Below are 10,915 nucleotides of genomic sequence, written 5' to 3' on the forward strand. Positions count from 1 at the left end.
GGGGCGAAAACTAAGGATTCGGGCAACGGAGCGACCGACCCGACATACGAAAATCCACGGTTTGGTTAAATATGGGCGCACTGCCAGACGGCGGTTGCGGTTAGGGATGCAGAGCAGGGATCAGAGGATTCTCTCATAAACACCCTGGAGGGTGCAAATGAACATTGATCCCAATGCAACAAAATACATGGTAAAAGCGAAGATTACAGCCGATGGAGTCATTGACAGACCGGATGTAGTCGGTGCAATCTTTGGACAGACTGAAGGACTCCTTGGAGATGAACTGGACCTCAGAGACCTGCAGAAATCCGGAAGGATCGGAAGAATCGAGGTGGAGACCGTTACCAAAGGCGGAAAATCCGAGGGAATAATCTACATGTCATCCAGTCTCGACCAGGTCGAGACAGTAATTCTGGCATCCGCTCTTGAGACTGTTGACCGCGTCGGACCCTGCAAGGCATCCGTACACGTTCTCGGAATCGAGGATGTCCGTGTAACAAAGAGAGAGAAGGTTGTTGAACGTGCAAAAGAGCTGCTCAATGAACTCATGAAACAGTCCGAAGGCTCAAGCACGAACCTCATGAACAGCGTGAAGCAGAGCGTTCAGGTAGAGGAGATCACCACCTACGGACCTGACAGATGTCCCGCCGGACCCAATGTCAAGGATTCCGAGGCGATCATCATCGTCGAAGGAAGGTCAGATGTTCTGAACCTTCTGAAGGCAGGAATCAAGAATGCTATCGCAGTAGAGGGTACCAACATCCCCAAGACTGTCCAGGAACTCTCCAAAGAGAGGGTCGTTACGGCGTTCACCGACGGTGACAGAGGAGGAGAGCTCATCCTCAGGGAGCTCTTCCAGGTTGCAGAGGTCGATTTCGTCGCCCGTGCCCCGCGTGCACACGAGGTCGAGGAATTATCCTCTAAGCAGATTGTCAAGTGTCTTCGCAACAAGGTCCCCGGAGACCAGTACATGGAGATGAACAACCTCAGCTTTGAAGAAAAGTCATTCGAAGAACTCGATAATTTCGAGCCTGAGGGAGACTACAGGCGTGACAGGAAGGACCGTCACGACCGTGAGGACAGGCGTGACAGGCGTGACAGGAAGGATCGTCACGACCGTGAGGACAGGCGCGAGGAGCGCAGAGACCGCGACGAGCACCGCAAGGAGAGATTCAACAACGAAGCCCTCGACAAATACAGGAAGAAGCGCGAGGAGCGCCAGGAGAGGGAAGAGAAAGAGGAGAGGGAGATGGAGACCTTCCTCGACCGCGATGAACCTGAGATCGAAGCTCAGGAGACCCCGATCGAGCAGCCTGAGGAGGAACACGAGGTGCCTGCCGAGGAAGAGAGGCCCAGGAAATCCACCAAGAGGAAGAAGGATGCAGAAGAGAGGCCCAGGAAATCCACCAAGAGGAAGAAGGATGAGGAGTCTGCAGAGGAACCCGTAACGGACGCCTCTGAAGATTTCGAAGCATCCGCAGAACCAAAGGAAGAAGAGGCCGAAGCCGTCGAGAAGCCTAAGGAAGCCAAAAAGGCAAGGTCCCTCCGCGGGAAGAAGCTCATAACTGATAAGGTTCTGACTCCTGAGCAAGAAGCATTCCGTGACATGCTCCTCGGACTCTCAACAACACACAACGCTACTGTGCTGGATGCTGATAACAATGTCATCAGGCAGGTGGCTGTCAAGAGCCTCGTCAACTCATTGAAAGAGGATGGCGACGATGTTGCAGCCATCGTCTTCGATGGAGTCATCTCCCAGAGGATCATCGATGTATCCTCGGAGAAGGGAATCAAGACCGTTGTCGGAACCCGTAAGGGAAACATCTCCAAGATGCCCACAGATGTGACCATACTAACTAAGGAAGATCTCGTCTGATTACCATGGCCAAACAGAAACACGTCGAGACCTGGGAAGACGTCCAGGGAATGAAGTCGACCGCCGAGATCCTTCTGCCGAAGGACCCTCTTGACAGGGTCCTCGGTCAGGAGGAAGCCATCGAGCTGGCGAAGATCGCTGCCAAACAGCGCAGGCATCTGCTGCTCGTAGGTCCTCCCGGTACCGGTAAGTCGATGATCGCACGCGCACTGTCGATGAACCTTCCTGCACCTACGCAGGAGGTCCGTGTCGTCAAGAATCCCGAGAATCCTGAGAGGCCTCTGCTTTCCGTCCTCAGTGCGGAAGAGGTCCTCAAGGAGGAGGATATGAAATCAGCATCCATAGGCATTCTGCTGACGCCTGAACAGGCGCCTCCGTCCGTTGCCGAGCATTTGGGATACAGGTGTAAGTTCTGCGGAGGCTATTCGCTTCCTACAGACCTTTCCTGCCCCCATTGCAACCAGACCAAATTGGATGCGACAGCGAACAAGAGCAATCCCTTCCAGGATCTACTAAGCAACCTCGGTGGCATGTTGGACATGCCTATGCCTGAGATCACAGCCGGAAAAGAGAAGGTCACTACACGCGGAAGGAATGACGAACAGGTCATCTTTGAGCGTGCTGGCGACAAGGTCCGCATGCTGGATAAGGATGCCATCGAGAAGAGGGCCGAACTCCGCACCACTAGCAACGAGAAGGTCCTTGTGAAACTCAGGAGGAACCCATTCGTTCTGGCCACCGGTGCATCCGAGACAGAACTCTTGGGAGATGTCCGCCACGATCCTTACGGAGGTCATGAGAAACTCGGTTCCCCCGCATACGAGAGAATCGTTGCAGGTTCGATCCACGAGGCTCACGAAGGAGTTCTATTCATCGATGAGATCTCACACCTCAAGGACCTGCAGAGATACATCCTTACCGCTATGCAGGACAAGGTGTTCCCCATCACCGGTAGGAACCCCCAGTCAGCCGGAGCAAGCGTCAAGGTGGATTCTGTGCCTTGCGATTTCATCCTCGTAGCGGCCTGTAACATACAGGACTTGGAGAACATCCTCTCCCCGCTGAGGTCAAGGATCGTCGGAAACGGATACGAGGTCCTGGTGGACATAGCAATGCCTGATACCCCTCACAACCGCGCCAGGTACGCCCAGTTCGTGGCTCAGGAGGTCCAGATCGACGGACACATCCCGCATGCTACCATCGAGGCTGTCGAGAAGATCATCGCCGAAGGAAAGAGACGCGCCAAACTGGACAACCAGAACAATTCCCTCACTCTCAGACTGAGGGAGCTGGGCGGACTCATCAGGTCTGCCGGAGACATAGCCGTCCTCGAAGGTGCGAAGTACATAACCGGCGACCACATCAATCGTGCACTCAGGAGATCGAGAAGCGTCGAGGAGCAGATCAAGGAGCGTTACGGTTCCTACAACAAAGGTCTCTCCAAGGACGTATCCTCGGCTCAGAAAGAACGTTCCGGATACTACTTCGAGACAGAGCATCTGGACGATTCGATGTTCTCCTGAACAAACAATTGCGGCGGTACGGTTCGCCCTGCCGCCATCTTTCATTCTTCCATACACGTCGTTGGCTTATCATTTCACTGAGTATTTTCAACAAACCGCTTTATATATAGACCAGATTTTTGTATCAATGAGTAGGAACGGGTTCGTTCTTCTGGCCGTATCGATGCTGATTCTGTCGTGTTTAGCGATGTCAGCTGTCGCCATGGATGCAGCCAAGGAGAAGCCCGTGGTGGAAGAAGGACCGCATCCCGAAGAACTGTATCCTGACGCAGATGTCATAATCACTGCAGATTCAGAAGGCAATACTGTGATGACATTCAAGGCATATGGCGACTACAAGGTCACTGAAAGCCACCCTTCCCAATGGTTCTCCAAGACTGTCAAGAGCAAGGACCTGACCGTGCGCGAAATGAGTCTGGCCAAGGAAAACATGGAGATAGTCTTCGACGGTGCTACCGTGGGTAAACTCACTCTATTCTCTATCGATAGCAAAACATCGATGAACGCTGCCATAAATGTTCATTTCACCATGGTCAGCGGGAGCATACAATCCTTTTCATTGATGTCAATAACCAACAGCATCAAGCAATACATGTCCACATCTTACGAGGCGCTTCCCACACCCATACGCACAGCGGATCTGGATTTCATTTCGGGAACGGTCGATCTGTTCAATCCGTCTTCACAGATGCTTTCGGTAAACACCTTATATCTTGACATAGGCCAAGGAATGACCGTCAACAGGCTGTATACGACCGGTGAGAACGGAAAGTACTCCAATGTACATGTCGCATTGACAGGGGCACACATCGGCTATATGACGAATGTGTCCTCCAAGATAGGATATCTCCAGTATGATTTCGTATCGGGAGAGATAGATTATCTCTGCCTTGGTGCGAATACCGAGCACACGTCGAACAGGATCATGTCAGGCATGGCAACATCCTATGTGAGCGGCGACGTAAACGTCCGTATCGGAAGCATGGTTACTGTCAAGAACTGCATCATAGGTGCAGGGATCATCAATATGCCCAAGATGTTGTGCAACGGCGATACACTGGCCAGTGTTCCCACTCACATGGTGGTCATCGATGCCCCCGATGTTACCGTTTACAACGATACGGCCTTCCTTAATGAGCGCAGGACATCGGCCTATCACTTCAACAATTACAAGATAGGGCAGAATCCCTACGCAAGTTCAGTCATGGATTCGTTTAATCTGAACAATGAATCTTCCAAGGTCTATGCAGATGACGGTGTCTGGCCTTCCATATCATCAAGTACACTGTCTGCGGGATCCATCCTCTCGCTCAACACCAGGTTCTACATACAGACGGACGCAGTATTCACGGTCCCGAAGGGAGCAACCATGTATAATGTGGAGGACATAGTCCTTTGCGGAACACTCAATATCGAGGGAAAGATGGTCAATAACTCGGTCATCCAGTGCAGGTCTTCATCTGAAGTCAACGGTGAACTCGAAGGTATCGGATATCTAGCGGACTTCGTCTATTATTCGAGCTCTACCGACTCCATCAAGGTCATGTCTCAAAGGGACGCCGTTGTGATAAGCTTGCAGGATGAGGATGCCATAGAGAGCATCACGGCGACACTTGGAGAAGGAAAGGCCACTGTCGTCATATCAACCGATGGTTCCAAGATCAGCGGTAACCAGTTCGTGATCGCACTCACAGGATCTTCTGGATCCGGAGATTTCGATAAGGAACTGAGGCTTGATATCAGAGGTATCGACAGCAATATCTTGGATAAATGCACCGTTAACATCCATATGAATGTGGATCCGCTGGTTTGCAACGCTATCTATGTCCAGGATCCTCAGACAGAAGGGTTCGATATCCTTACCACAGCAGAATACGATTCTCAGATCGATTTCGCAGCAGGAAAGCACCAGAAATTCTACCTATTGTCCTACACAACTGAGAGGCCAGAACTCCCTGATGATTCCAAGGATTCAGGCATGTCTACTTTCGATTATGCTCTGATAGCGGCTATCGTGGCCGTATTCGCAGTTACTCTCTACGCTCTGTTCACGATGAAGCGTGACTGATTCTAGCCACCATCCTGTAGCCGTTCTCGCCCGGACCGTATAGGTCGAAGACCTTCTCAGTGATGGTGAATCCGCGTTTAGTGTAGAACTTGTATGCCGATGAATTGTCCGTACGGAGTTCGAGCTGCATCTCTGTGTAGCCTGACATGTAGCATTTCGTTCTGAAAGTATCGAAGAGTTTGCTCCCAATGCCCTGTCCCCTGTATTTGGAGTCTACAGCGAACAGGGCAATGGATGCTCTGCCGTTGTTAAGCCTTGTCCCGCACAAAGCGCCTACCAGGTTACCGAAGAGGTCGACGGCGACATACTGGCCTTCCGGCCAGAAGGACATGAAGTACTGGATGACGTCCAGTGAGAACGTTCCATCCAGATTTGAGTTCATGAGGGCATAGACGGATACCATGTCCTCAGGCTTCATGTTCCTATAGATGATCATCTCTTCTTGCCCTTCTTTCCTTTCTTCTTTTTCTTGCCGCCGGTAGACAGTTTGAATATGGCGGCTATTATTGCAAGCAGGACGATAGCGATGGGTGCCAGATACGGTTTGATCTTGTCAAAGAAGCTGTCTCCCGACCCGGGATCGTCTTTTCCTACAGTGAACTTCTTGGAATCCATTCCCTGGTTGCCTTCGGAATCGGTTACCTTGACCTTCAGCACGTGTGTTCCGTCGTTGACATTGAAGACAGTGCGAGGTACTGAAGTTGTTTTGACCGTACCGTCAAGATCCCACTCATAAGTGAAGGTTCCCGTCTGTTCTACATTGGCCAATGCTGTTATTTCTCCAGCGGAATCATAGTGATCCTTGACCTCTGTGAGGGTCACATCCAATCCGGAATAGATGTAGTTCTTATCGAAATCTATGGTATATTCGGCAGCGTAGAAGTCAGCCACATCTTTTGATGCTATGACCACACACATCTCCCTGTTGTCGGTAAAGGATGTTGTTGTCCAGTTAACTGAACTGACCAGGGTTGTATTGTCCGATATCACTCCTTTGTTGTGAACGTAAGGCTTGGACATCGCTGCAGCCTTGATCTTGGAGGTCATGTTGATCTGCGCCACCGCCTTCTTCGCTTCGTCTGCATCGACAGCGGAGTTGAGAATGAACTTCGTATCAACACCTTTCGAAGCCTGGTCTGCTAAATGTTTCATGGGTGATTCCTTATCGAAGTCCAAATAGGAGCTGGTAAGGCTCTGTTGCTGAGAATAGACTCTGGTTGATGCTTTGTCTATGTAATAGTTAGTTGCATACAAAGAACTGGTAGGTGACATCACAGGCGTTACCTTGGCCGTATATGTAACGGTGGGGTACGTGTCCCTCGGTTTTTCGTAGTAGACCGTTGCAGCTTCGACGTTGGGGAGGAACGCCTCGAATGTGATGACGTCTCCGTACTGCATGGAATAGTCGTTGTTGAATACATTCAGCATATAGGATGCATACTCTTTGCTCTCAACTATGGCACCCCATCCGCGATTGCCCTTACCATCCTCAGCATTCTTTACGACCTTACCGTTCAGATTGTCCGTGACCCAATTCTCTGAGGTCACGATGACCGTCTTCTCGTCCACTATACAGTATTTTGCATGCACGTAAGTGTATCTGGACAGATCTCCGCCGATGAACCTTACCTCTCCTCCCGCATCGATGACCGCTTTCATCTTCTTGGCATCCGATGCCAAAGTGCTGTAGCCTAGGGGGCTCTTTTCGAGCAGTATCGTTACCTTTACACCTTTATCTTGGAGTTCCTTCAGCAATCCGTAAAGATTGGTGTTGGTGAGCTCATACATCGTGATGTAGACGTTCTTCTCGGCCTTCTCGAGTGTCTCGAATACAGGTATGCCCCCACTGTTGGGGAACAGGAACGGGGTGACTTTGGCATCGTATTGTAGGTCGGGATCGAAGTAATTGGGCATTACTCCCCAGCGGTAGTACGATTTTGCAGATGATGTGGAGAAATCACTTCTAACGGCGAAATCATTGGATTTCTTGGACATCGAAGGATAAGGTTCGCCGACCCATTCTGTACCTTCAGAGACGGTGACATTACCGAAGAAGAAAGCATCGATGATCGTTTCTCCTTTCTTGAGGAATAGATCATCGCCTTTGTCGTTCAAAGAGAAATTACTGCTTGCCTTGATTCCTTTCTCTCCGTACAGGTAATAGGAATCAGCGTGGTTGATGAAATAAGAGTCCTTGGTATCATCTGCTTTCACAATTGTGATGGTCTCTTTGGAATCCAACATTATGGTTTCCTCGAAGACCAGTTTACCTTCGTTGTCGGTCAGCGAATAGTTCTTCAAATCAACTGCGGAGCTTCCGGAGTTGTAAAGGGTGAACCCTTCGTCCGTACCTGCTGATTTGATTTCATACAGGACAACATCTCCGCTTGCTCCATCGTTTTCAATTGCGATGGAACAAACGGTGAAGGATAACGCCAGAATAAGAATCGCGGTCAGTAATTTCTTCATGCCCACGCTATGAAAAACTAGCGATAAAATGGTTTGGCCAGCACGATTTAGATGAACTTGATCAGGTCTCTGATAACAGCCTCTGGATCAGCCGCTTTGACTACACCTGAGGCCAAAAGAACGCCTTCTGCTCCGAGGTCTACGGCCGCTTTGACATCGCCGCCGTTCTTGACTCCTGCACCGCACAGGACCTTGATCTCTTTGTTCACACCCTTGACGGTCTCGACTGTGTTGGTGACTATCGAAGGATTCGCTGAAGTGACCGATATGTCGCCTCCGATGAGCTCTGGAGGCTCGACTGCGATGTAATAGGGGGAGAATACGGCAAGGTCCTTGGCGATGTCCACAGTATCCGCGCAGACGCATGTGGTCAATCCCAAGTCCTTGCACATCTGGACACAAGTGCCCACATCTTCTGCGGGCTGCTTGTGTTCCGAATGGTTTATCAGTGTGCCTGAGGCACCTGCTGCTTTGACGAGCGAAGGGGTGGTGAATCCCGTTCCGGAACCAGGTTTGCGGGGGTCGACGTTCTGGGAGTAGACGGGGATTTCGATCTGGTCGGCCACATACGATAGTTCTACCATCGGAGGGCAGACGATGATGTTCGCACCGGTCTCCTCAGCCACAATTTGGCATTTCTCTGCCAGATTGAGGCTCTTTACACTCTCGACCTCTGAGTAAACCTTGAAGTTCACTATGACGACGGGATCCTTTGCACTCATTTGATTCACTCGACTTCGACTTTCTTCTTCTTGGAAGCAGTCTTCTTGGCAGGAGCTTTCTTGGTCGCGGCCTTCTCGTCGAGAGAGACGAACCTGCTTGTCAGCTCCTTGAGGACATCGGGCCTGGAGGTGTATTCCATCTCCTCCGCTCCGAGGATCGAGGGGACGAAGGGTCCCTGGGATCTCATGAACTTGCTTGCCCTGATGGCGTTCCTGCGTGCCTCATCGAAGGTAGAGGTTCCAAAGAAGTCCACGGGGATGTGCTCTCCGTTCTTTGCTCCGTAGGGCTCGAGTCCCTGGAGCTTTCCGTTGTTGAGCTGGAATCCGAGACAGCAGACTCTTGGTGGTCCGTCGTAGTACGTGGGGTCGGAGTCCTCTGGGGAGCAGGGGTAGAATGCACCGATGTGCGATCCCCTCATCCATCCTGCAACGAGCATGGTGCTGTTGAGGAAGGGCTGTGTGTACTCTCCGACGGAGGGGAGACCGCTCTGGCATCTGCAGATGCAGACAGGGTCGTCCTTTCCGACATACCTTCCGGCTGTCATGTTGAGCTTGTCGGTGGAAACGACAGCTGCGGGACCGATTCCGGCCCTTGAGTTGACTCTCTTGATGGCGTATCTGGAGGTGTCTCCGAGAAGGGACAGGATGCTCCAGGACTCCTCGGGAGCGGACATAACGACCTTCTTGTTGGCCATGACGTCCTGGATCTCGAAGTCGAATCCCTGCTTTGCCCTCTTGTCGATGACAAGTCCGGTGGTTGTGAAGGGGTCCATGAAGATCCTTGTGAGCGGGAGTGTGTATGCGGAGGGCTCTGTCTTATCTGCCATGAAGAACAGAAGAGGCTCGGATCCCCTCTCCTCAAAGGTCATCTCGGCAGAACCGGGTCCTGCTCCCTTGACGTTTCCGGAGAATGCATCAGTGAGGATGTCCTGTCCAGCTGCGTAGAGCTTCATCTTCTTGGCAATCTTGGTAGCCTGCTGGAAGCACTCCCATGCGGCTCCGTGAACATCCTTGTTGTTCTCTCCCTTGTAGTGTGTCATGTAGAGGTTGATGTCATCACCGACACGGGTGACGTAGAAATCCTCTATTGTTCCTGCTTTCTGAGCGTCCTTGAGGACGTTCCTTGCAGCATCGAGCATCGAGGGGTGGGGCCTTGCGTGTCCAACGACTGATCCCACATCGGCCTTGATGATGGAAACTGTGACTTTTTCTGCAGACATGATAAACAACCTGTATTGGAATGTTGATATGCTGACTTCTATTAAAATTATAGGAGTCTTCATGGCACATATGTACGAGCACACCGGGGCCATCATACGCTTCCGACCGAAAAAGCGTTATAACGTAGCGGGAGATGGCCCACCATATGACAGGAAACATGACCCTCGTTCTCCTCCGCCACGGAGAGAGCGACTGGAATAAGAAGAACCTATTCACCGGCTGGACTGATGTCGATCTCTCCGATACCGGAAGGGAGGAGGCCAAATCTGCTGGAAAGCTCCTGAAGGACGAAGGCTTCGATTTCGATGTATGCTATACATCATACCTGAAGCGTGCTATCCACACTTTGAACATCGCACTCGATCAGATGGATCGTGAATGGCTTCCGGTCATCAAATCCTGGAAACTCAACGAGAGGCACTACGGGGCCCTCCAGGGACTCAACAAGGCCGAGACCGCAGAGAAATACGGCGAGGACCAGGTCAAGAAGTGGCGCAGATCATACGATATTCCTCCGCCCACACTGGCAGAGGATGACGAGAGGAATCCAGCTCTGCAGGAGCAGTACAGGGGGATCCCCAAGGAGAATCTGCCTCTGACCGAGAGTCTCAAGGATACCGTGGCAAGGGCGGTACCTTTCTTCAATGACGTTATCAGGCCGAGGATGTTGGCCGGAGACAGGATAATCATCGCTGCACACGGGAATTCCCTGCGCGCACTGGTGAAGTACTTCGAGAACATATCCGACGAGGAAATCGTGGGGGTCAACATACCTACCGGTGTTCCCCTGGTCTATGAGTTCGACAAGGATTTCAACGTTATCTCTAAGAGGTATTTGGGGGATCAGGACGCCGTCAACGCTAAGATGAACGCGGTCGCCAACCAGGCGAAGAAGAAGTGAATACAATATAAACGAGGAATCAATCGGGTTGAACATTATGACAGCATTCAAGGATTCCAGCAACATCGCCGTAGGCGACGGTACCGTGACCATCAGCGGATGGGTCCAGGATATCAGGAACATGGGCGGAATCGC

At 51.4% G+C, this 10,915-nt stretch carries 8 protein-coding genes; 4 read left to right on the forward strand and 4 right to left on the reverse strand.

The features are described from left to right. Positions 1-157 precede the first annotated feature (157 nt). The 3 genes from E7Z62_07225 to E7Z62_07235 all read left to right on the forward strand — a co-directional run bounded on the left by E7Z62_07225 (position 158) and on the right by E7Z62_07235 (position 5,467). Positions 158-1,876, forward strand: coding sequence for a DNA primase (locus E7Z62_07225; protein MBE6522894.1), 1,719 nt, complete (start codon positions 158-160; stop codon positions 1,874-1,876). A gap of 5 nt (positions 1,877-1,881) precedes the next feature. After that, on the forward strand, positions 1,882-3,399 hold the full coding sequence (locus tag E7Z62_07230; protein ID MBE6522895.1) for an AAA family ATPase: 1,518 nt from the start codon (positions 1,882-1,884) through the stop codon (positions 3,397-3,399). A gap of 127 nt (positions 3,400-3,526) precedes the next feature. Then, positions 3,527-5,467, forward strand: coding sequence for a hypothetical protein (locus E7Z62_07235; GenBank protein MBE6522896.1), 1,941 nt, complete (start codon positions 3,527-3,529; stop codon positions 5,465-5,467). Here E7Z62_07235 and E7Z62_07240 read toward each other — a convergent pair. The 4 genes from E7Z62_07240 to E7Z62_07255 are packed head-to-tail and all read right to left on the reverse strand — an operon-like array spanning position 5,448 to position 9,878. Continuing rightward, positions 5,448-5,903 (reverse strand): GNAT family N-acetyltransferase, encoded by a 456-nt coding sequence (locus E7Z62_07240; protein ID MBE6522897.1) that lies wholly within the window; start codon positions 5,901-5,903, stop codon positions 5,448-5,450. The genes E7Z62_07235 and E7Z62_07240 overlap by 20 nt on opposite strands. After that, positions 5,900-7,936 carry a hypothetical protein gene (locus E7Z62_07245; protein ID MBE6522898.1) on the reverse strand — a complete coding sequence of 679 codons (2,037 nt, stop codon included), beginning with the start codon at positions 7,934-7,936 and terminating at the stop codon, positions 5,900-5,902. Before E7Z62_07245 ends, E7Z62_07240 begins: the two co-directional genes overlap by 4 nt. 47 nt (positions 7,937-7,983) lie before the next feature. After that, positions 7,984-8,658: a triose-phosphate isomerase gene (gene tpiA / locus E7Z62_07250; GenBank protein MBE6522899.1), complete on the reverse strand. Its 675-nt coding sequence runs from the start codon at positions 8,656-8,658 to the stop codon at positions 7,984-7,986. Between the two features lie 5 nt (positions 8,659-8,663). Next, positions 8,664-9,878, reverse strand: a complete 1,215-nt coding sequence (locus E7Z62_07255) for a fructose 1,6-bisphosphatase (protein MBE6522900.1) — start codon at positions 9,876-9,878, stop codon at positions 8,664-8,666. A gap of 158 nt (positions 9,879-10,036) precedes the next feature. On the opposite strand from E7Z62_07255, the gene gpmA reads away from it, so the two are divergent. Next, the gene (gene gpmA, locus E7Z62_07260; protein MBE6522901.1) at positions 10,037-10,780 is read left to right on the forward strand and encodes a 2,3-diphosphoglycerate-dependent phosphoglycerate mutase; all 744 of its coding nucleotides are present in this window, start codon (positions 10,037-10,039) and stop codon (positions 10,778-10,780) included. Positions 10,781-10,915 lie beyond the last annotated feature (135 nt).

This window comes from Thermoplasmata archaeon, from assembly GCA_015063285.1.
In the GTDB taxonomy this organism is placed as follows: domain Archaea; phylum Thermoplasmatota; class Thermoplasmata; order Methanomassiliicoccales; family Methanomethylophilaceae; genus Methanoprimaticola.